Here is a 21,422-nt window from a genome sequence, read left to right on the forward strand (position 1 = left end):
TTCAGAATGTTCGAACAATTCTCAGAATGCAATCGCGGAGGCCAAAAGAACGTCTATTGAGTTTGCCTTTGGTTTTAGAAAATCAAGGTTTGCAGCAAATAATTCAAGTTCCAATCAATGAATTCCCTTTGTATTTGCCTATGCCAATTTTTCCCCCGCCAGGTATATTGGTTGGTACTTCTTTATCTCTCCCGCTTTCGGCAGACGTTAATTTTATTCACGTTGCTGGGCCATCTTTTGAAGAGGTGAGTCTCCGTTACGGCGGATGTTTCGTAGGCAGTCAGCTCTCTTTTTATCCTGGGTACTTTGCGCGAACAATCGCGAAAATTGCATATTGTGCCGCTGTTTATACCCTAGGAATTGCTCCGTTTAAAGGTTCGCCAATTCGTAGAGTAATTTTGGGAGAGGATCTGTCTATTGGGCATTGGGTGGGGGCTTGGACTGGTGATCCAGCAAACGAAGCAAAGGGCCTTCATGCAATGCAAGTCCGAATGGAGGATTCAAATGTTCACGTAATCCTACGGTTATTTGCTCAATTTAATACGCCTGAATATCACGTAGTGTTACAGCCAACGGCTGGATATTTTATCCAGCCTAAAAAATTTCCTTGGAGATAAAGGGAGTAAATAATACGTAGTAATGACGTAGTAAAAAGATAGTGCTTATGTGTCGATTAGCCTAACAACCATGATACTACGCAGTTACTACGTATAATTTTTATTCTTCTCACTTTCTTTTTCATTGTGTTTCTCTTCTGAAAAATGAAATTTGTTACCCCTGTAATTAAAAGCCACTGGGTTATCAATCTTCATAAGAGCTGGGGGTAAATCGATAAGCATATAGATCAACAGAATAGGGCATAATCAGTGGCTTTTATTGTGTAGTGTCGAATCGTGAATCTTGATGAAATCACGTCTTGGAAGCCATTTGTGCCACTGGATGGTGGTCCGCCCATTGATTTGTCGTATTTGGATGCGCACAAAGTAGACTACATTCATTCCGCTCTAGGTAAGGATGACATTACTTATACGTTTTGGGTGACATACTCATTCCATTGTTTTGCGAAAGAATATGTTGGCCAAAGCGCAGAAGAAAAAGATGCTTTAATGTATTACGCGGGAAAAGATCAGCGTCCTTTTTGTTATCGCCGACACGCTTTGGCTAAGTCATACCTTAGGCAGATTGTCGAAAAACTTGGCAATTCTGATGTGCGAGTAATACATGCTGGTTTTGGTAGCTATGCCACTGCACCAGTTGTCGATGAGAGTGGGAATAAAGTCTGGTATTTTGTGCCATTTAAGGTTTATCGCTCTCAGAGGAAGTTTCGTCTGCACGTAACTAGCGCATATCCTCTACTTGAGAAACCTGGTGGAGGAAAGGTCGGTTTTTTTACGTTAGCGCATAACTTAAAGACTGGACGAGCACTACCAACGGAAAACCACTGTAGATTGTGAAGTGGCCAGACGTAACAAAGCCCGCTTAAGCGGGCTTCGCCAGAAAACTTCTCTGGACAGAAAAGTAAGCTTTTCTGATTTTCAGAACCCCCTTACCGGACTTGGCCGCGACCTAATTTAACAATCTAGGTGGAGGAATGTACGAATCATGAAGATCCGTTCTGCTGCATTCTGTATTCCAATGTAAACGGTATTGACGGCTTCGTCAATATCGATTTTGCTGATGGGTTTAATATGCCATTACCAAAGGATGGCTTTTGCGGCAGTACGGATGAGCGAAGATCTGCATCACCTAGCCTTATTCACCTTGGTCACTCTATCGGCATTCTCCATATTCTTTGCATACTGGATCATTTCACTCCACTTCATAAATACCTTGGAGATTGGTGGATGAAGTAATACGTAGTAATGACGTAGTGTTAATGCCATCTTTTGAACCGGATTATCTTTCCAAGAAAATACTACGTCATTACTACGTATTATTTTTTTTGGTCTCTTCATTTTCCCTTGCGTTACTCTTTCGCTAAATAAAATTTCCTGTAAAGTAGTCTTTGTTAATACATCCGCATAACCTTTCAAAGAAAACACAGGGAATTTAAAATGACAGTTAAAAATACCCCCCACTCTGCATTGCTGCCTGTTGTCACATTGGCTGCTGTGGCGTTGTTGTCTGCCTGCGGTGGCGGGGGAGGTGGTGGCGACTCTGCACCGTCTGGAGGTAATCCTTCTACTGGTGGGGGCAATGTGGTTGTGCCAACACCTAACCCAGTTATTCCTCCTCCTGCATTGGGGGATGCAATGGCATTTTCTAATGATGCGGCTGAATCATTCACTTATGCAGCGCTAGACGGGTTCAACGGGGATTCGTCTGCTGCAGCAGTGGCCACTGGTGATGTCAACGTCCAGAAAATTGAGTTCGGGCAAATCAATCTGAAGACCGCAGATTCGCCATATTTTGCGCTGGCGGCTAATCGGGATGTTTTGATCCGGGTGGCCGTTTCCGGCTCAGTGGCAAACTTAAAAGCGCCTAAGCTAAAAGTTACTATCACTAAAGATAAAGATGGCAGCGAGGTCTTTAGTCAAGTTGTTTCTGCCCGGGATGGCCAGCGTGTGTTGCCTGTCGAAATCGACAAGGCACCAATTTATTATGCTGCCTATACCACTCGGGATTATGTTGATAATGGCAGTAATGTCGGCGTATACAAGGATCGTAGCCAGCCAGCCACAGAAATCAAAAGCACTTCTTTGCCTGATCTGAATCGCAGTTATCTGGTGCGCTGGCCAGCCGGGCAAGTGCTTGCTGAAAAACTCACTGTTAAGGCTGAAATTGTAACGGGCACTGTGCTGGATAGTAATTCGGCTAACGACGTAAAAACAGCTCAGCTTGAGCCTCATATTACTCAGCCTTTGAATATTGCCCTCGTGCCGATTCAAGTGGCAGGTACGTTGCCAAAAATGCCAAGCGACGAATTTATCAGAACTGAGCTAATGAAGTATTTCCCAGTGCCGGCAGTGAATATTCGCCACCGTGATCCGTGGGTGCCAAACCCGAATATTTTAGGGGTGGGAGTAACTGTAGATGCTTACCCAAAAAGAGGGCAACAAGCGATTATGGATTTAATGTCGGGAGATTTGCCTGGTAGCTTTACTCGATTACCGCAAGACGACGGAGTGGAGGTGAAATTAGCTGATGATGTTGATCATAATTATATGGGGTCGCTAAGCAAGGAATATTATTTGGGATTAGTTCGCTCAGATACTGCTGGCGGAATTACCTCCTCCTTGAGTACATCAAGCATTATTGCCGACAGCCAATTTGCCATTTCTAAAGCGCTCTCAAATGAAACTTGGAATGGCCCTGCCCAGTCAGATGATGTGGCGGTATGTGGTTCGGTGGTGCAAACTACAAAACTCTATCCTTATACTGGTGGAAGAATGGGGGGGGTATGGGGGATTGATTTAGTATCAGAAGCAGGAAAAATTAAACTAATAAATCCTAGTTTGCACTTTGATTTGGCGGGGTATTGTAACCCTATTTGGACTTCTGATTATTCAGTTAAAAAATGGATGAGAGATTTTAAATTGGGAGAGTTAAATCATAAAAATGAGTGGCAACTATCAAAACAAGTGATTGACCCATTTAAATGGTGGTGATTTTGTTTTCATTAAAAAACCGCACTATGTGCGGTTTTTTAATGAGCTAATCCAATAATTTGGATTATACCAATATGGTTTTATACCATTCCATAGCAAACGTAATCAATTGCAGACCTGCCTGCATATGGGGGGTTGTTGTACTCGCCTGCTCCATATAAAACGACTTCATTCGTATCAATGTAAATGTTCCATTTGTAATGCAATCTGCCATTAATCATTTTAGAGTCTCCAGCGTTCATTGTTGGCCCTCCGTGAAGGATGTTGGTGTCGCCATTAAATTTAATTTGGCAAGAGGTGAAATACCCACCCGAAAATGCGCCACCTGGATCAGCAAACAATCCAGCCACATTGCATGCGGGATTGCCATTGACATTGGTGCATCGATCTCCTCCGCCATTAAAAACCCACTGGGTTATATATCCTGAATAAGTAACCCAGTGCCATCCACCACCACCTTGGCCAACTTTAACTGTCCAGCTGCTATAAACAGGATCACCAGCCACGGGGATAGAGCCGGAGGAAATGGCTTTTTCAGTCGAGACAGGAGGGGGGTTGGGGAGGGTGTTTTTGCATGGCAGCCCTGATTCTGTATAGGCAATATTCTTACAATCTATCCATCCTGCTTTATCTGCATAATCTGCATTTGTTGCTCTTGTGGCCAGTACCGCACGATCAGCATCGCCTGCTTTATTGGCCCAAGCCGCTCTATCTGCATCACCAGCATTCTTTGCATATTGGATGTTATTGAGTCCAACACCATTGCCGTTGAACTGACCTCCAGCAGCAATATTGCCTTTCGCTTCGATGTTGCCTTTTGCTTCGATGTAACTCCAGCCTTTAATCGCGCCTTGCGCCTCCATATCCATTTCCATCTTGGTTTTACCTTTGATGACGATGTTGCCATTGGCATCAGTGGTATTGCCGTTGATATCGGTTTGGCCTGTGAGGGTGGTGCTACCATTTATTGAGGCGTTGCCATTAATGACTTGGTTGCCATTAATCGGTGTGCTGCCATCTGTGCGCACGAACTGCCCCCAGCCAGATGACATATAGCCACGGCGGAAAGCAAGCATCCCTGGTTTGTTAATTGGGTTGTTAATGCGCCAGTCGCCGCCCGTGCCGGTGATGAGGTTCGTAGTGTCTAAACGAGAAAACCCAAAATCAGCGCCTCCATCATGCGCAGCGGATGCCGCACGGGCAGGATCAGGATCGGTAGTGCCTTGGTGATAAACGGGTTCTGAGCCCCGAACGATCATTTGCACATCGCAGGCCGGGGGAGTGCAGCCCGCAGGAACAAGTGTCATTTCAATAACAAAATTCCCACCCATTTTGCCTTTTTCAGGAAAATCAACAGGCAAGTAATGCGCGGCTTTAAGTTCAGCAATTGATGGATTGCTGGGATTAGCAAAGCCTGGCACAGGGGCTCCTGATTGGAGTAGTGCATATACTTTTGTGAGGTATTGCCCTTCAATGGTATTGCCGAGGTTTTTTAATTGCTGGGCATAGGTATCAACTCGCCGCTGCTTGCGTTCTTGTGCGCTACTATGAATAAATCCACCTAATATAATGGCGGTGATGGTCATTACAATCATGAGTTCGAGCAGCAAATATCCTTGCTGCCTGCTTTTTATTTTTTTCATATTTTTACTCCTCCTAGAGCAAAGTACGTGATGAATAGGGATTAACTATTCATCACGTAGTGCAGCGCAGATAAATGTCACCTAAGCTTTAATTAACCTTTGCCAAAAATAAAGGAAACAGAATTAGTTGTACCTACAATGCAGGCTGCATTGATGGTTTCGTTTACCTTTGTTTCTGTCCGTGCTTTGACGGTTGTGCCATTCGCTTTAATCACTTCATAGGAGGCCCCACCCGTCTTGCCATATTCAATGCATTGCTCTTTATTCATGCCATTATTGGTGATGTTAATGGCATCATTTGCATTGGTTAAAGTATCGGGAGCAATGGTCGTTTCCCCACCAAACCGATTAGTAATCTTGTTGCCACCTAAAATTGTTTCGTCAGGGACTGATTTCAAATTAATGACGGTAGTGGTATCAATGCCCTGTGTATCAACGTTGTTTGTTGTGTATTTAACGAGGCTGGCCTGAATTAAAGATACTTTTTTGGCTTCTCGATCCACATTAGCCCCTGATTTAAGCATTTTGAAACCCATGATCAGTCCGCCAACAATAATAGAAATAATGACCATAGCAATCATAATTTCAATGAGTGTGTAACCTGTTTGTTTCTTGTTGAAGTATTTCATTTTTCTTCCTAGTTGAGATGTTACATTAAAAAAAATAATAAAAAGTCAAACACCAAGTCCAGATTTAAGAGCGGAGAACATTCCAGCAAAGTCAAAAGCCACACCAATAATTACCGAGCCACTGATTAAAATTAGCATTGTTGTAATTGGTTTAAGGGTGCTGCGAATAGAATTTAGCATTTGCTCAAATCCTTCGTCCCCCAGTTCAGATATAAACTGTTCTGCCTTTTTGTTTTTGTCATAGCGATCAATTCGCGCTATTAAATCTTTAGGCATCAATCCAGTACTAATAGACTCAGCTAAAGACAGGCCATCCCCAAAATTTTTAGCCATTTTTGCCATATGATCAGCTAGATATGGTGAACTTTTTTCTTGAATCATTTGAACTGCTTTCTTTGGTGGAAGTTGAGCTCGAATCATGGCTGAAAAAACAATCATGAAATACACACTACAAAATTGACGATAAATCATGTAATGCGGCAGAAACTTTTCAGCCACCGCTCGTGTTTTTCCGCGCCAATTACTCATTGACCAAATACTTGCGGTTAAAAGAGAGATAATGATGAACAGCATGCTATAGGGATGATTTTCTAGCGTGTGAAGACAAAAAAGAGAAAAACGTGTTGTAATTCCCATTCTGTCTTCTTTAATTCCAGCCTCCATCAGGCTCGGTGCTATGGCTGTCGCCAATATCCCTAGCCCAACAATACTGATGATAATGAAATATAAAGGAAGCTCTAAGCTTTTAGAAATCAATCCAAAAATAGCTTTTCTTGCTTCATTGACTTTAATTGCCCAGCCTAAACTTTCTTCTAAACGGCTGGTGTTTTCACCTACCTCTATTAGCAATAATTCATCAATACTGTAATAACCGCTGAGTGCGTCAGAAACACGAGCACCTTTGCGGCGAAGTTTTGTTTCTAAATCTTCAAATGCAATCGCTTTGATGCTTTTTCCATAGAATTCGCTCATTGCCCCGAAATACTGGTGAGTTAATATATTCATTTTCATTTCGGCAATCATATCTTTAAGAACATTAATACGTTTGCCTTTGAAACTTACTTTTGAAGCCCATAATGAGAAAGACATAGAAGTCCCTATTCGTTGACTACTGCGGCAGAGGTAACTGGTTTTGTAACCATTAAATCGGACATTAATTGCTTAGTGTCTTGAGTGCTCTTACTTGATTTTTTTCTGATGTATAACAAGTTAGGTTCAAATTCATGCTCTACTTCACGCGGGTCAATAAGCCCTTGGCTCATTTTAAAAAGTGCAATTTCGTGCGCTGTTTTGCCATTTTGAGAGCTATCCCATAAAGGGGATTTTTGGGACTCCCAATAACGCAAGGCTCCCATTTGATCGTGTTTACTGATTTTCTCAAGCAGGGTGTTGTCAGGCATTAATACGGAGGCGCAGACCGTTCTATCGCTTTCACCTTCAAAGCAGTGTGCACAACCGTGCGAATTCTTGAAGTGCACATCTGACGTCAGATTGCCAAGTAGTGTGGCAACATTTTCCATATAGTCGGAATCAATGATTCCTTCAGCAATGGCTTGTTTTGCGGTTAGTTTGCAGTGCTTGCAAAGTGATCGAACGAGCTTCTGAAAACAAATTAGGGATAAGAAGTCAGGCTGGGTTAGTGTATGTAAATCTAAGCCGATCATGGCACCATTCAGCCGATAGAACGCACCCATTGCTGATTCGGTGTGGAGTGTTGTGAGCGTCAGGTGGCCAGTTGAAACTAAGGCTTCAAAGCCCCCGGCAGTATCCGCTCCGCGAATTTCAGATACCATACAAATATCTGGATCTGCGCGCAGGAAGGCTTCGATCAATAGCGATAGAGCTTGATCTTTTGTTTCCATCTTCCCTGTGGTCTGATCTTCTTTGGGTGTAACTTGATGCTGACTCACACCAAAAAGCTTCACTTCGACCGGATCTTCTGCTGTGCGAATCATCACGCCTGGCGTGGCCATATGCGTGAGGGCGGAATAAAGCGTAGTGGTTTTACCTGCGCCGGTAGGACCACAAAAAACCAAGCCGCCTGATGTTTTTCTCATCGAGAGCGCAATGAGTTCCGCTTGCTCTGGCAAATACCCAAGTTGAATTAGGTCTGATGTAAGGGATTTTCCCTTTTTAATTTTTCCGCCAGATTGCCACAACAATCGCATAATGACGTCGTAGCCTCCCGCTGCTTCGATAGATTGAAAGCGGAGTTGTATTTTTTGAAATACGCCATTTACTTCTACAGAGACAATAATTGAAGTTCTTTTAGATCCACTGGGGGAGAAGCTTGATTTATCATTTGCACCACTTTCAGATTCACCATAAATAGCCCGAATCATATTGGTGGTATGGCCGTAGCTTAATGTACGTGATTGTCTAACTAAACGCCCATCCAGACGGAATAACAGTCCAACGGAATTATCTCCTCCTTTTTTGAAATCCATATTCGGTTCGCGCACGCAAAAATGAATATCAGAGGCATTTTTTTCTGCCGCAGATTGGACTATTCCTAAAAACTCCTCAACGATTTCAGAGTCCAATTTTCCTGTAGCGGAAATTGCTCCCTTATCTAGCAGATTTGAGATTGATGCTAGAACCGGGCTGGATACTACGTAGGGCTGGAATGGGGTATTTAATCCAGATTCTTCATCTAGCCAGCGTTTAATGGCCATGACCTCGCCACGCTTTACCTGAGCAAATGCAATAGAAAACAACACAACAGGGGCGCTTTTTGTTTTGAAAATAAAAATATCGTTGGCAGATAAATTACGCAACATGGCGCAGCGCGAAAATTCGCTTAATGCGATCGCTTCTGGTTCACGCCCATCCAAATTTATTTCGTTTATATCTGCAATTACTTTTTCCAGCCAGCTGGATTGAATCGATGGACGAGGTGCAATATTTGTTACTTTATTGCTTTCTTCCTTAACCTTTTTTGATGGAAAAAGAGTGGACATAAACAGTGAAATAATAGACATGTGGAAACCTTTATATTTACTTATCGAGCATTATTGCTTAAGCCAATAAATGGCTTAACTGCAAATGGATTGGAATCCGTAACAGCTCGAGGCGCAGTATTTATTTCTGTTACAGGAACTGAAGGTATAGAAGTGCTGTTTGTGCCACTGGCATACATGGTTAATTTTTTAGTTATGGTTCTATTTGTATTAGCAGTCGATTTTCTTGATTTTTTTGTTTTCTTTGTACTTTTTGTATTAAGAGATTTTTCTAAAATAACTTCGTTATCGTTAATAGCACTGACTGTCCATGTTTCGAATTTAGAGCCAACACGGACAGGGAGAGTGCCACGGTCACCGATTGCAATTTTGGCCATTAAATCTTTGCCGACACCGTAGATAACGAGAAGTTTTAATTCATCAGTTGCTAAGGCGGTTGTTCCCATTAATGGGTTAAATGGCGTCGGTGATACTGAATTAGCTTGCACATTTGATGCTGGAGCTGAAATTGAATTGCTCTCAGTCTTTTTAATCGCTTCATCGAGCTGCTTCAAACGTAATTCCGCGCCCTTATTGGCGATAGCATCTAAATCAACGCCCGCATGAGTAATGCCAGTGAGCAGAAGAAGCGATGCAATGAGTGTTTTGCTGCGCATTTTTATTTCCCTTTTGGAGGAGTAAGGCTGTTTAACAACTCATCGGCTGGAGTGACTTTAGCCACAGGCTTCTGTGTCGTAATCAATGACGCTGAAGGAGCCGGTTTTTGGGGGGCAGAGCTGCTGCTAGCAGTATTTTTTGCAGGCAATAGAGCTGCAGCGGCATTTGAGGCTGCTTGCGTAACTGGTTGCTGGGGTGGCAGTGTTTGCATCATGGCCAGCGACTGAGTGGTCACTGCAGATGCCGTAGCAGGCGTAAGGGCACTCAGTTTTTTGCTGGTGATTTCACCTGACGCTTCAAACCAAAAACCTTTTGCTGCGAATTTTGCTTCTTTAGCATCCTTCAACTCCCAGTCAATCGCAGTAGCAAACAAATTTTTTGGGAAGCGAAACAAACTATCTTTTAAGTAAGCAGGGCACTGAATAGTCCAGGCGTGGCTGGCCACCTTTATCTTGCTTGCTGAGGGGGAGGCTGCGCCAACAACTGCGCTGGCTGGTCTTGGTGTTGCGACATCGGGCCAAACGGGTTGGTTTAATTGGATCGATGCTGAGCAGCCATTGTCTTTTGCTCCCTGCAAAGCACGAAGTGTTTCATTTCGATTGGCTTCAAAAAAATGTAGTAGCTGATCAGGTGATAAGTTAATGGGCAATATCGCAGCATTGGGGTGTGTAAAGTTCATCGCAACATCGGCATAATCTAGATCATTGACAGTTGCCGTTGCATCCTCAATAGCACCAAAGGGTCTGCTGTAGACTTGTCGCTCATAACGAGCGGTACAACCGAAGTTTGAGCACTTTAAGTCGTTAGGTAGCCAACCATTGTTTTGTTCAGGTAAATGACTTGCAAGCGATGTAACGAGCTCATTAAAGTCTTTGGCTGTTATAAAGCGTTTAGCGTTAAATTGATTAACGAACGATACGGTGTATAGCTCTTCTGCCGTGGGCAGCTTGGCGGCCGCTTTTTTTGCAGCGGCGGCGGCTATTTCAGCTTGGATGCGTTCTTGTTCTTCTACTTCTTTTTCGTAGAGGTAGTAGCCAAATCCTGCTCCGCAAACAAGTGAAACTCCGATGATGGAAAGCAGTGCATTGAAATAAGCTGGCTTACCCAATCGCTTCATTAATGAAAATGACGAAGGGGAGGCGAGGGGATGAACGTCAACAACCTCAACTCCATACACGCTAGTGAGTTCATAGATCATTCCACCGGCAGAAAATAGAGTCGCGGTCGGGAATTTTGCGTGTAACTCAGCGATGAATGCATGGGCCTTGTCAATAGACGCGGCACTGTATACAAAATCAGAGCCTTCGACCGGCACGCCTTGCGCGGTGGCACACACCCACAATTGGTCTTCTGCCAAGGGCAGTACAATAATCGCATCCCGGCCCTGAGCCAGTTCTGTTAGCCACAGTGCTCCTGCAAAGCAACTTTTAATTGCAAGGTCGGATTTCTTTTTTCGGCCACCTGCAAATCCCAGCATTGGAAAAGGGGTTTTAATTTCAGCGCAAAATAGTGAGTTGGTGCTGCTTAATTGTTCCTTGCGTTGTTTTTTGCTTTTTGCGGGATCGATGTCTAGTGGCAACCAGACTAAACCGATCGCTAAGTTGCTACCCTGGTATTCAACTATGCTCGCCATATGATCACCCTAACCGTTTCAGTTTTCGGGAAGGGTTCATCGAGGCAATGATTTGTGGTTGCAATAGGTTTAAAGCGACTAATGAATCGGCTTTGAAGTACTTGCCTGGTTCTAGTGCTGCATCGTTATCCACGAGAACAGGCGTAATTAAAATCAATAGATTTTCTTCCGCCGCTGTATTGGCGTAACTGCCACCAAAGGTGATCTTTGCATCACGGTTTAAAGTGAGGTTGTTCATCGCAGAAAGAACGACCGTTTCCCCTACATTGATATTGACGGTTTGTGAGGTAGCTCGTCGTGGGACGATGGGGGATTTCAGCGTAGCGACCGCGGTAGGGGTGCTTTCCCAGCCCTGTAACACGGAGGTATCGACGGTGTAGCTCAGTAGCATTTTGTTATTGTCGAGCAGGCGAGGGAGCAACTGCATAAAGATGCCTGTTGTGACCTGCTTTTGATCGACCGTCACTTGGGTAGAGCCTGAGCCCTGAGCGGATGACGAGCCAACTGAATCGACGTAACTTTGCGTAGTGGCCATCGTAAATGGCACTGGGCTGTTATTGATTGTCGTGGCCGTCATGGTGGATTTAACCTCGACGTTTGCTACTTGCTTCAGTGCGTTGATGACCACTGAAGAGCCTGCCCATGGGCTATCAGAGCCAGGAGTTACAACACCATTGGTGGTAACTGGTGCCATGATTGCACCAGAAAGTGACCCGACCGATGTAGAGTTCAGTCCACCTGGGGATTTGAGTTTGAATGAATTAAATCCATCGTTATAAATGGCATCCAGACTCAGGCCCAACTCGACGCCATCACGCGCTGTTACGTTAATCAAATCAATTCGGAAATAAACAGTCCGTGAAATACGACGGTTTTGTTCAGACAAAACTTGAGCAATTTGGCGGTGAACAACAGGGGTATCTGTGACCGTAACAGTGCCCACCGCCTCGTTCATACTGACGCGGCCACCAGCAGTCAGGTAAGCCTTAATTTCAGAGTTGAGTGCGCCCCAAAAATCGAGTTTGGCGCTACTTTTTTGCTGAACATTAATGACGCTATTGCCACCGCTTCCGCCCTTCGTTGCGGAAGTGGCCACATTCCCGCTTGAGTTAAATTCTGACTGGACCTCTTTAATACCAGCCAGTGATTTAACTTCATAAGTCGTCGTTTTATATCGGAAAAACTGCAGCCGATTATCTTTGAATTCCCAGGCTATCCCCAGCCTTGCCGTTGCTGAGTCCAGGAAACCAGCAAGGGAGCCTTTCCAATCTAAGGTGATATTGGCTTCTAAGTCACTGGCCGTATTTGCGGCGGAGATACCTGTATCTTTTCCATCCCCATTGGGAAGCGTACTGTTTTTGACATAAACATCAGGAGAAATCTCCGTCACAATGCCGGTCGCGCTATGAATAATTTCTGCAGCTGTGGTGAGGTTAATTCTCCCTTCAGACACCAACCTGACTGGGTGTTGAAATGGCTTTGCAAATACGGCTGGAAGCGATGCCTCTCGAGACAATGGAACAGTCCGGCTGCCAAGGTAAGAGCCATTTACTCGTTCAACAGTAGGGCGACTGTTTAGCGTCTCCCTCGCGATTAATGCTGATTTTGCCTGCTCAATTTGTTTTGAGCTTTCGACGCGCTTTTGCTCAACATTCATTGTTGAGCATGCAGTAAGAGAAAGGGCGACAAGGCCAGAAATAGTTGATTTTTTAAACATGAGCTTTTGGGCCTATGGCAATTAATTAGCGGCAGAGAAAACGCGAATGGCTTTGTTTTCTGCGTAAAGGCGGACTCGGATTTTTTGCTGGGGATTGATCGCGTCCATGAACTGGGTAATGACGCTTTCAAACTCACCGCAAAATTCAGCATTACCATCGAGGGCAACATCTGTTGGGTATTCCCAGATGGGTTCTTGCCATCCCGCCTGACGTGACCAATTTGATATAACCGTGCTTGCTAGCCGGTCTGTTTGACCCACCTTCCAACATTCAGCAGGTTTATCTGCCGCAGATTTTCTGGGAGCTGCCTTCGATGAAACTTGCAGGATGAGGGCTTCTTTTGCCGCCAAAAGATCAACATTTGCCTGCAACTCCTGTGCCTCAATTCCGGCTTTCTTGGCCCGTATTTCAGCTAATTGCGAGTCAATTTTTGCGAGCATCATTTCAGGTGATTGCGTTCCGACCACCTGATTTGAAGGTTGCGAGGTAATCGCTGTTTTTTGTGTTGCTGTGTTTGTACTGGCCAGCGCCCGGATATTTACGCGTGTACCGGAGTAACGAACCGTGGACTGTTCTCCACCAGTGGTTTGAACCTCATAGGCGGGGTAGACACCATCAACAACCAGATATGGCTTCATTAGTTGAGCTGTGAGTGGAACAGTTTTACCTTCGCTATCAACTGTTGCGATCGTTATTTGAGAGGGGTCGCGAAATTGAAAAAATGTTTTCCCCCCGTCATTGAAAACCTGGCTAGGTTTTGCAAAGCGCGAGCCATTAACGCTGTAATTAAATTCGTAGTTACTAATATCTGCAGCCGTCGCCATGCTTGCAAACAGAATGGCCATGATGCTGGCCGCGAATGTCGCCTTTTTCACTAAATGCTCCCTTCGGACCTGGCCGAACGATAATGAGTTATAAATTTGTTGAAATAAGGCTGGTTTTTATTCGGATTTTTGCTGTGGTAGCGCCGAATGGCCTCATTCATGTTTCCGGTACTTCGGTAGTTTTCTCGCAAAATCTGTGCTGCAACTGAAACATTTGTTGAGGGTTGTAATGCTCTCCAAGTTGAGTTGCCAAAGCGCTGTTTGTGATAGGCCCAGTGCACCTGCATCGTTCCGATATCAAAGTTTTCGTTTCCGTTTTTTATGAGTGATTCAGCCGCTCGGAATGCATCCTCTCTACTACGGAAATACCTAGCCTTCCCATTTGCATTGAGTGTCCAAGGCCATGGCCGCCCATTGATACCGGATTCGTTTTGGGCTAGCGCAAACAAGACCGCTGGCTCTATGCCTGCCCGCTTGGCTGTGGCTTCAAATGGGGTCAGCTTTCCTACGCAGGCTGTACCCCATATGCCTTTTCGTTCTGCCACTGCATCATCTTCAAAACTGGCGTATCGATTGTCACTGGCTCCAATCAATCCGTTTTTAACCAGCATTTCCCCAACATTAATTGCCCCTGTTTGATTCGTGGCCCAAATGTCGTAACCGCCATTGGCCTTAATTAGCTTTAATTCGTTTTTATTGGCCATTGCTTGCAAATAACTCACGGTGTTTTGATCATTGCAAAGCAGGCGACGAACATTAGCGATTTCAATATTCCCCCCTGAAACGGCAATTTGCAGTGGCGCTGCAAATACAAAAACAGGGAATAAAAGGGCTGTAGCAAGTAATTGGTAATGCATGATTAAGATTTTCTAAAAACGCTATTGGGAACTACGATGTCTCTCTTAATCTGAATTAGAAATGTTTCACCCGCAGGAACTGCGATGGTAGGGGCCATCTTGGTGTACCTATCCATGCTGCGCTTTGCTACATCGCCTAATGTTGCTCCCGCGCTATTCATTACTATTTGGCTATTGCTGTTTGAGCCATTCCCATTGCTGTTTTTATTTGAAATAACATCTGTGCCAACCTGAATGAGTGAGATCGCAAATGCCGCTCTAAACTGAGTCCAGAAATGGTCATCTACATCGCCTGTTAAGCCGCCAACACCCTCTGCATCGGCAGCCGTCATGCCGCCCAGACGAATATCTGCACCGTTAGGAAAAATGATTCGTTCAAATGCCACGGCTACGCGAGTACTTGCCTGATCAATATTGGCATTGCAGATACCCACTACCCGTGATCCAGCGGGAATGAGAACGCGTTGATTGCGCACGGTGTCGTAAACATCTCGTGTTATATGGGCAGTAATTGAGGTTGGTTGCTGGCAGTCAATACGTTGTCGTGTCACTGCCCGGACGATGGATCCTTGGTAAATAGTGTTAGGATCACCCGGACCCTCAGCAACAATGGCCCCTTTGCGGCTGCTTTTGTTCGCATGTTCAACGAATTGAGCAAGGTTTTCATTGTTACCGCCTTCTACTTTGCTTTCGCCAGCCCCCGCACCTTTTTGTAGAAGTGCTAACCGATCATTCAGTGCACTATTTTGAATCGAACCGCCAGCAGGGGTTGTTGCGGCCTGTTGTTGCTTAAGCAATTTAATTTTTAGCTCAGTATCCGAAAGAGTATCGGCATCACCACCTGAGGCTGACGATTTAGCCGCAATTGAAATTAATGGTGATTTCCGCAAATCAACCTGAACTTGTTGTTTTTTCTTCTCGTATTCAGCAGCATCTTCTGTGCCTGAAACTAGACCGAGAGAGCTACCCCCTCCTTTGGTTGGGATGCTGCCCGTCGCGTCAAACTCACCATTTGCTGCATATGGAGAAGGTGATCTTCGTTCTGCGCTAACGCCGCTCGCATTGGGGGTGTTTGCGGCTGCTAATAGCTCATCTAAGGTCTGTTTCTTCTCTATCTTCTGTTCTTCCGCCTTCAGCTGAAGATTGGGGCGAACGTTGTCCTTCGCTTCGGCCTTGCGTGCGGCAACGCGTTTTTCTTTTTCAACTTGAGACAGGCTTTTACTATTTCCGTGAATAATTTCTATGGCGAGAACAACGAATAGGCCACCTAAAATTAAGCCGATAATGATGTGGGGGATTTTTCGTGAAATTTTCCCCTTCATGAGGCTTTTTTCATCAAGATCATTTTGGATGTTAGCGGACATTACCGGCTCCTCATCCGTGGAGCTACGCGTCTTGATTCGCCACGTTCTCCTCGTTCAATTTTGACTTCCTGTGAGCCGAGTTTGAGCAGTGCACGTTCAACCAAGCGATTTAAAACGTAATAGTCAGCTCGCTGCGTGTAATCGACGAGCACGGCCCGATCATCGCTATCGACCATAAACATGGCAGGCAGCTCTTGCATGCGTGGTGAAAATTTAATCCAAGTTGATTTGCCATCATCAAAAATTTGTGAAGGCTTGAAATCTGCATCGCCATTAACGTCGTAATTAAAATTCAACGTCTCAATATCGATATTGCGCTCGACGATGGGTTGCTCAATTCGGCTTGATTCCAGCTCATTTGCCTGAGCTTTTGCCGCAGAGACTTGTCGCTGGTAGGCGATCAGTTCCGGGTAATTCCAGCTAACACGCTGAAACCATGTTTGAGAATCCTCTACTGATTTCAAATGCAGCTGATAGGTGCGTTTGCTCGTTACGAGCTGGCCTGACGTACTTAGACCAGCCTTTGTTGGCTTCAAAAAAACTTGTGTGTCTGTATTGGCGGGGATCCACTGTACCGTGTCGCCTAGAATTAACATTTCGAGTGTTTCATCTGGGCTAAGTTGAATGTTGGTAACGCGGTTTGGAGCAGAAATCACGGTATAGCTGTTATTTTTATCGAACTGATACACAATCAGCCGAGGATCCGCTGAGAAGCTATTTGGTTTTGCTTCCGCAAAGGCGTAACTAGCAGTAAGCAGTGGAAGGGTCGCAATGGCGGTGGCCAGTAAAAATTTTTTCATTGAGTTATGTCTCTGGGTCATCAACAAATTCAAAATGGGTAATGAACATGCCAATCGCATTATCGAAAATTTCTTTCTTTGTTTTCGGCGCTTCAATTTCATAATGAGCAGTCAATAGCCAGTGATTTACAATCGGCTGATTGCGACTGTCCCTGATTCGCGTAACAAATCGAACGAATGCTATTTTTTCACTTTTATGAAAAAACACATTTACGTCCTCAACTTCTCTTGTTAGGTTTGGCAGCGTTTTTAGAATTTCAGCAATTTTTTGTTTTTTAAGAAAATCTTGAAACTCATCAATTGCCTTACCTCTGACTTTTTTGTATGCGCGAGGTAGGTATTCGGCCTCGCTCAAAACGGGATCAATGGTCATTGCATCCGTTACCCACGCATTCATCAGGTGGATTTTTTCGTTCTCTCCAGGTACATACTTCTGTGCGCTAACCTCGCTAACGGAAACGGTCCCTTTTTTAGAATCAACATTGGCTACATAAAGCTCAGTCGTTTTGAGCGGTGTTAGCCCATTCAGCGCCAGCGCCATTGTTGTAACAATTAACCCTGAAATGCATAAGCCAATAAACTGTCTGCGATTCGTCGTTTTTAGATTTGCAATCAAATCGAGTGTTGGATTCGTCGAATGATCTTTTTCTACTGGATCTGGATGATTGCGAAACGCTGTTTCATCATCTGTTTTTGGTTTTTTAAACATGGCGCTTAGAAGGCTTATGGATGGCGTTAGCATGTCATATTTTTAGAATGAAGACGTTTGATAAGTCAGCAGATTTTGGTAGTACTTAGGCATCCAAAACCTAAAGAAAATGGAGTATTTAGATGAAAAAAAACCACTCAAAGAGTGGTTTTTTAGGTTGGTTATTTCTGAAAATGGTTTTTTAAAAAAAACATGATAAATGAGCCTTCATGCACAAAATAAAGGAGGGTCATGTGATTTAGATTGAAATGCCATTCCGCGAAAATGACTCGATGGCTTCAGGTTTCATCCATTTAATAAAGTTTTTTAATGGCTTCCAAGCAGGGATAAACCAGCGCCATTGCGCTCCAATTTTTTCTGCTTGAGCACCAAATGCTTTTGCCTGCTCTTTATCTACGTATGGGACATCAATGTAGGTTTTGTAAGCGACGCCGGAGACAAGCGAGTTTTGTAAATGTCGTTTGTGTTCTGAGGCAAGAAATTGTGTAGCCGCCTGACCATGGCCATTTTTACGCATGGTACTGGCATAGGCATTGGATTGATTATGACTGCGCATGTTAAAAGCTCCGTGGTGAGCGGAGCCCCACCAAGCGGGGGGGCCCGCTTGGGTGAAAAATGTTGTTTCCTGAGTGAAAGGCTGCACAAAAAAATGACGCCACTTGGCGTCACCATTTCATGATTTTTATGTGGTTAATTAATAAAAATTGAATATCTGATTTGCCGTGCAATATTTCTGCAAGACATAAACCAAAATATCTTAAGATTTGATAATAAAAAAGGACGCTATGCGGCGTCCTTTTTTAAGGTAAAGCTTGTGTGGAGTACATCAATTTCGTTTGAATACGAATGGGTTAAGCCAAAAAGGGCTAATGGTACTGCGTTTTAGCTCACGTTCAGTTCGCGTGTCATTACGATAAAAGCTGATGAATCTTGATTATTCAATAGGATTTGCAAAGTGTCCAGTATTTTATATCTGAATTTATCATTGCAAATGAAAAAGCTTAAGGCACTCCCTATTAATTACTACGTTAACTTTACGTAGTAATTAATAGGTATCACTTTTTTAGTGACCATTGATATACGTAGTAATGACGTAGTATTTTATAAGGTGGAGCGTTGTGCTGATAGTTATGCATTGAAAAACGAATGTGCTACATGCGAGAGAATATTCTAAGGAACGTTTAAATTTATCTGCAATTTCATCTGCAAGAGGTTTAATGAAAATGTCGTATATGGATAAGACGTGTTATATTTTATTTAGGAATTGAGTTATTTAACCAAGAAAAAAGAGAGGGCAGGTGAAAGACAATCGATATAGATATAAAAACCAGCTCAGGTAGGTGCATTGTCCTGCTACCAGAGCTGGTTTTCAGTACTTAAAAATTAGCCCTACTGTATCCGGGAGAAATTGATAGTTAGAGATTAATTGGGGAGCCGACTTTGGGCATGGAAAGGCCTGCTTCTGAAATAAACCGACTAGGCTTATTTAGTGATGTGGCGGAAATAACAAGCCTATTCTGAGCTCGTGTCATTGCGACGTACATGAGTCGTCTCTCTTCGCTTTCTGGAGATCTTTCGCTAGGGATAACTTCTTCTTCTGCTCGAATAATCCAGACATTGGTAAATTCTAACCCCTTGCTTGCATGCATTGTGAAAAGTCCGACCCCTTCGATATCTTCTTCTTGTTTTCGCTGAACGAGTGCGATCCGCTGTGATATTGAACCTTTCAAGCGCTGTAGCACCGAGATTGCTCGAGCAAGTATTTCTTTATCCCAAGTACTGGCTGCAGGCATTAGAAATTCAGATACCCCAATAAGCAGTAATTCTTCCCGCTTGTTTTTGGCCAGATTTTGCCAATCAAGAAACTTAATGGCCAGATTATTTATTGTCTTCTTCGTTGAGGCACTTATGCCATCCCCATCTGGATAGCTGGCACCAACGTAGCTAATCTGCCCATGCTGATGCAGTTGAGATAGTTCATGTTCAGGAACACCCATCCAGTGAAGAAGAGAGTCATATCCACCGTTAGATTGCCGTGAAATACTTTGCAATAGATCTAGTAAAACTTGCGTTGCAAGCTTGGACCAAACGCCACTCCCGCCGTGGCGTGTATAAGGGATCTGGCGGGCAGTAAGCTCTAACTCAATAACATCAAGCGCCATATTTGTTCGAGCCAAGACGGCCCATTCAGAAGGGGCTTGGGTGGCTGCATTTGCTAAAGCCTCAGCTTCATCTTGATCTGTCGAAAATCGATTGCATGCAATACGCCCGCCTCTTCCCCTTGCCGGGTCAAGAGCCTTTAGCATCCTGTCCTGGTTAAGATTAATGAGGCAAGCAGATGGGAATACGATCTCTCTATAAGACCGATAATTTATACCAAGTGTGACAACTTCAGCTTGAAACTCGTTAACGAAGCGCTCCATACCTTGAAAGCCTAGAGCATTTCGCCAGCCGTAGATGCACTGGTCATCATCTCCGACAACCGTGATAGAGCGGCTAGGGTTTCTATGCAATTTTAACCATTCGAATTGAACGTGATCAGTATCCTGAAATTCGTCAACAAAAATCCATTTATGCCCAAATGGCCGGAGTCGGCCTGCTTTCATTTCAGCCACGGCATCTAAAATGAGGTCGTGCATATCATGCTTGCCATCACGTCGCAGCAACTCTTGGTAAGCTTCAAACAAATCATTTATGGCAGCATCCGTTGGGGCAGTAATGCTGCATTTAGCGGCATCAATTTTTTGCAGAGCATCATCGGCCTTACCTTCAAAATCGACTTGTTTCATTGCCCTTTTAACTAATGCAATTAATTTACTGCCCGTAACTAAATTAAACTTTTTACTCAGCCCTTTCTCAAGTTGTTGTTTGCATACGGAGTGAAACGTGCCAACAGATATGCGTGATGAAAGAGGGCCAATTTTTTTATTAATCCGTTCTTTGATTTCGCCTGCTGCCTTTTTTGTGAAAGTGACAATGAGAATGCGATCATCATGATCTGGGCTAATTAAGTGCGCTGCCTTTTCAATTAGCGTTCGTGTTTTTCCTGACCCAGGGCATGCAAAAACCGCCAAATTACCTGATGCATGAATAGCTTGTTCTTGGTTGATATTTAGCATGATGAGTTTGGTCGCTATAACAAAGCTATGGTTCACTGAGCAGCCAATATGATTGGCTGCTCTTTAGCTATTGACGAAGTGAAGAGCCAAGAATTATAAATAAATAGAGTGGTGTTGCTTTTTTAAGGGCGAAACCTAATTTCAGTGTAAATTCCTGACTGCGAATTAGCATCGGTTTCGGTATAGCTAAAACTTCTTAATATAAGATTGCCTTCTGCTGCTATGCCTAAGTATTCCCGAATTGATTTATTTTTTTGGTTCGCAAAATGATTAATGAAGCCTCTTGGCTGATGACCAAGAAATATGGTTATGCCAGTAAAAGTAATATATAAAACTAACCAGCTATAGCACAGATTCGCAAAGTGACTATAAGGTTGGAATGCTAAAGATTCCTTACTAAAATTGGAGAATATGTTTAGCAAAGTATCCGGTTCAAATATAGCAAATATGAATAACATCCAAAAGATAGCGACAGGTATAGTGAAAATAAAATCGTTAATTCTTAATAACCAAACCCAAAGAGCATTTAAAAATTGAGCAATATATATCTTTTTGTCAGTTGAGGTTTTTAAACAAATATAGGCATATTTTTCATCACTAATTTCACCAATTTTCACGTTGTTGAGGGCCACGTCCCATGAAATAGGGGAGCTAGTTTCAATACGTTTTCTTAAGTTAGAAATTCGTTTTTTTATTGCGTTGTTGAGTATTAACCCTCCAACTGAAAATATTAATACATAACCTAACCATACGGTGAGATGGCTTAGGTTGAGGCCGATAAATAAGCCATAGGGGAGGGTTAGGATGCCTAAAATACTGCAGGCCTTAATATAAGAATAATTATATTTAAATATTGCTACAATATTTTTTAGGTTCATGATCGCTAACACTCTATGTTATC

General features: G+C 43.6%; 18 protein-coding genes. 3 read left to right on the forward strand and 15 right to left on the reverse strand.

Annotated elements, in window-relative coordinates; translation table 11 throughout:
• Positions 1-56: 56 nt before the first annotated feature.
• From DYD62_RS05695 to DYD62_RS05710, 3 genes are all read left to right on the forward strand, one after another.
• Positions 57-617, forward strand: a complete 561-nt coding sequence (locus DYD62_RS05695) for a hypothetical protein (RefSeq protein ID WP_132038698.1) — start codon at positions 57-59, stop codon at positions 615-617.
• A gap of 276 nt (positions 618-893) precedes the next feature.
• Positions 894-1,454, forward strand: a complete 561-nt coding sequence (locus tag DYD62_RS05700; protein WP_233702873.1) for a YjaZ family protein — start codon at positions 894-896, stop codon at positions 1,452-1,454.
• Positions 1,455-2,054: 600 nt separating this feature from the next.
• Positions 2,055-3,608, forward strand: coding sequence for a hypothetical protein (locus DYD62_RS05710; RefSeq protein ID WP_115226464.1), 1,554 nt, complete (start codon positions 2,055-2,057; stop codon positions 3,606-3,608).
• Between the two features lie 80 nt (positions 3,609-3,688).
• On the opposite strand, the gene DYD62_RS05715 is transcribed toward DYD62_RS05710, so the two are convergent.
• The 15 genes from DYD62_RS05715 to DYD62_RS05785 all read right to left on the reverse strand — a co-directional run bounded on the left by DYD62_RS05715 (position 3,689) and on the right by DYD62_RS05785 (position 21,399).
• Positions 3,689-5,251, reverse strand: coding sequence for a pilus assembly FimT family protein (locus DYD62_RS05715; protein ID WP_115226465.1), 1,563 nt, complete (start codon positions 5,249-5,251; stop codon positions 3,689-3,691).
• 92 nt (positions 5,252-5,343) lie between these two features.
• Positions 5,344-5,880 carry a type 4 pilus major pilin gene (locus DYD62_RS05720; protein ID WP_115226466.1) on the reverse strand — a complete coding sequence of 179 codons (537 nt, stop codon included), beginning with the start codon at positions 5,878-5,880 and terminating at the stop codon, positions 5,344-5,346.
• Positions 5,881-5,925: 45 nt separating this feature from the next.
• Positions 5,926-6,969, reverse strand: a complete 1,044-nt coding sequence (locus tag DYD62_RS05725; RefSeq protein WP_115226467.1) for a hypothetical protein — start codon at positions 6,967-6,969, stop codon at positions 5,926-5,928.
• A gap of 8 nt (positions 6,970-6,977) precedes the next feature.
• Positions 6,978-8,861: a GspE/PulE family protein gene (locus tag DYD62_RS05730; protein ID WP_115226468.1), complete on the reverse strand. Its 1,884-nt coding sequence runs from the start codon at positions 8,859-8,861 to the stop codon at positions 6,978-6,980.
• Positions 8,862-8,881: 20 nt separating this feature from the next.
• A complete protein-coding gene (locus DYD62_RS05735) occupies positions 8,882-9,496 on the reverse strand; it encodes a hypothetical protein (protein WP_115226469.1) in 615 nt (204 codons plus the stop codon).
• A 2-nt stretch (positions 9,497-9,498) separates the two neighbouring features.
• The gene (locus DYD62_RS05740; protein WP_115226470.1) at positions 9,499-11,130 is read right to left on the reverse strand and encodes a type 4b pilus protein PilO2; all 1,632 of its coding nucleotides are present in this window, start codon (positions 11,128-11,130) and stop codon (positions 9,499-9,501) included.
• 4 nt (positions 11,131-11,134) lie between these two features.
• The gene (locus DYD62_RS05745) at positions 11,135-12,847 is read right to left on the reverse strand and encodes a secretin GspD/PilQ domain-containing protein (protein WP_132038699.1); all 1,713 of its coding nucleotides are present in this window, start codon (positions 12,845-12,847) and stop codon (positions 11,135-11,137) included.
• Positions 12,848-12,868: 21 nt separating this feature from the next.
• Positions 12,869-13,723, reverse strand: a complete 855-nt coding sequence (locus tag DYD62_RS05750) for a TrbG/VirB9 family P-type conjugative transfer protein (protein ID WP_115226472.1) — start codon at positions 13,721-13,723, stop codon at positions 12,869-12,871.
• Positions 13,723-14,394 (reverse strand): lytic transglycosylase domain-containing protein, encoded by a 672-nt coding sequence (locus tag DYD62_RS05755; protein ID WP_165928728.1) that lies wholly within the window; start codon positions 14,392-14,394, stop codon positions 13,723-13,725. The genes DYD62_RS05750 and DYD62_RS05755 overlap by 1 nt, the downstream gene beginning before the upstream one ends.
• A gap of 137 nt (positions 14,395-14,531) precedes the next feature.
• The gene (locus tag DYD62_RS05760; protein WP_115226474.1) at positions 14,532-15,893 is read right to left on the reverse strand and encodes a TraB/TrbI/VirB10 family type IV secretion system protein; all 1,362 of its coding nucleotides are present in this window, start codon (positions 15,891-15,893) and stop codon (positions 14,532-14,534) included.
• Positions 15,893-16,693, reverse strand: coding sequence for a TrbG/VirB9 family P-type conjugative transfer protein (locus DYD62_RS05765; RefSeq protein WP_165928729.1), 801 nt, complete (start codon positions 16,691-16,693; stop codon positions 15,893-15,895). The genes DYD62_RS05760 and DYD62_RS05765 overlap by 1 nt, the downstream gene beginning before the upstream one ends.
• Before the next feature lie 4 nt (positions 16,694-16,697).
• The gene (locus DYD62_RS05770) at positions 16,698-17,402 is read right to left on the reverse strand and encodes a VirB8 family type IV secretion system protein (protein WP_165928730.1); all 705 of its coding nucleotides are present in this window, start codon (positions 17,400-17,402) and stop codon (positions 16,698-16,700) included.
• Between the two features lie 238 nt (positions 17,403-17,640).
• Positions 17,641-17,958, reverse strand: a complete 318-nt coding sequence (locus tag DYD62_RS05775; protein WP_115226477.1) for a DUF5710 domain-containing protein — start codon at positions 17,956-17,958, stop codon at positions 17,641-17,643.
• Positions 17,959-18,817: 859 nt separating this feature from the next.
• Entirely contained in the window at positions 18,818-20,557 is a 1,740-nt protein-coding gene (locus DYD62_RS05780) for an ATP-dependent helicase (RefSeq protein ID WP_115226478.1), read from the reverse strand.
• A gap of 86 nt (positions 20,558-20,643) precedes the next feature.
• Positions 20,644-21,399 carry a hypothetical protein gene (locus DYD62_RS05785; RefSeq protein WP_115226479.1) on the reverse strand — a complete coding sequence of 252 codons (756 nt, stop codon included), beginning with the start codon at positions 21,397-21,399 and terminating at the stop codon, positions 20,644-20,646.
• Between the last annotated feature and the right edge of the window lie 23 nt (positions 21,400-21,422).

The organism is Iodobacter fluviatilis (assembly GCF_900451195.1).
GTDB classification, from domain to species: Bacteria; Pseudomonadota; Gammaproteobacteria; order Burkholderiales; family Chitinibacteraceae; genus Iodobacter; species Iodobacter fluviatilis.

Coding starts and splice junctions, on each gene's coding strand:
- DYD62_RS05785 (WP_115226479.1), bottom strand. CDS start 21,399: ATGAACCTAAAAAATATTGTAGCAATATTTAAATATAATTATTCTTAT.
- DYD62_RS05725 (WP_115226467.1), bottom strand. CDS start 6,969: ATGTCTTTCTCATTATGGGCTTCAAAAGTAAGTTTCAAAGGCAAACGT.
- DYD62_RS05720 (WP_115226466.1), bottom strand. CDS start 5,880: ATGAAATACTTCAACAAGAAACAAACAGGTTACACACTCATTGAAATT.
- DYD62_RS05715 (WP_115226465.1), bottom strand. CDS start 5,251: ATGAAAAAAATAAAAAGCAGGCAGCAAGGATATTTGCTGCTCGAACTC.
- DYD62_RS05765 (WP_165928729.1), bottom strand. CDS start 16,693: ATGAAAAAATTTTTACTGGCCACCGCCATTGCGACCCTTCCACTGCTT.
- DYD62_RS05730 (WP_115226468.1), bottom strand. CDS start 8,861: ATGTCTATTATTTCACTGTTTATGTCCACTCTTTTTCCATCAAAAAAG.
- DYD62_RS05770 (WP_165928730.1), bottom strand. CDS start 17,402: ATGTTTAAAAAACCAAAAACAGATGATGAAACAGCGTTTCGCAATCAT.
- DYD62_RS05775 (WP_115226477.1), bottom strand. CDS start 17,958: ATGCGCAGTCATAATCAATCCAATGCCTATGCCAGTACCATGCGTAAA.
- DYD62_RS05735 (WP_115226469.1), bottom strand. CDS start 9,496: ATGCGCAGCAAAACACTCATTGCATCGCTTCTTCTGCTCACTGGCATT.
- DYD62_RS05745 (WP_132038699.1), bottom strand. CDS start 12,847: ATGTTTAAAAAATCAACTATTTCTGGCCTTGTCGCCCTTTCTCTTACT.
- DYD62_RS05710 (WP_115226464.1), top strand. CDS start 2,055: ATGACAGTTAAAAATACCCCCCACTCTGCATTGCTGCCTGTTGTCACA.
- DYD62_RS05760 (WP_115226474.1), bottom strand. CDS start 15,893: ATGTCCGCTAACATCCAAAATGATCTTGATGAAAAAAGCCTCATGAAG.
- DYD62_RS05740 (WP_115226470.1), bottom strand. CDS start 11,130: ATGGCGAGCATAGTTGAATACCAGGGTAGCAACTTAGCGATCGGTTTA.